Source organism: Mesorhizobium sp. M2A.F.Ca.ET.039.01.1.1 (genome assembly GCF_003998035.1).
Taxonomy (GTDB): Bacteria; Pseudomonadota; Alphaproteobacteria; order Rhizobiales; family Rhizobiaceae; genus Mesorhizobium.
Window position 1 is genome coordinate 1 of sequence record NZ_RZRY01001527.1, and the last position, 449, is coordinate 449.

At 56.6% G+C, this 449-nt stretch carries 1 protein-coding gene; it reads right to left on the reverse strand.

Annotated elements, in window-relative coordinates; translation table 11 throughout:
• Window positions 1-137 precede the first annotated feature (137 nt).
• Window positions 138-449: ABC transporter permease (locus EOA24_RS40780; RefSeq protein ID WP_133375119.1), on the reverse strand; the 312-nt coding region annotated here is incomplete at its 5' end.

Consider the following 449-nt stretch of genomic DNA (forward strand, 5'->3'; position numbering starts at 1 on the left):
GCGCCAGAATGATCAGGAGCGCCAACAGGCCGCCGCCTGCAAAAACGAGCGGATTCCGCTTTGCCAGACGGGGAATGTCAGATAGTCGCAGCCGACCGATCGGCGCGGCTTGAACTGGTGCGGAAATGAGCGTCATATTAGTACCGGATCCGCGGATCAACCAGCGTATAGGCAAGATCGACCGTGAGGTTGATAAGGACGTAAAGACCCGAAGTCAGGATGAGCACGCTCTGGATAATGGGATAATCGCGGTTGTTGATCGCATCCACGACCAGACGACCGATGCCGGGTATGTTGAACACCGTTTCCGTGAGGACGACTCCGCCGATCAGATAAGCGAAGCTTATGCCGATGACGGTCAGAATGGGGACGCCGGCATTCTTCAAGGCATGGTGGACAAGCATGGCATAGGACGAAGCACCCTTTGCAGCGGCCGTCCGCATATAGTC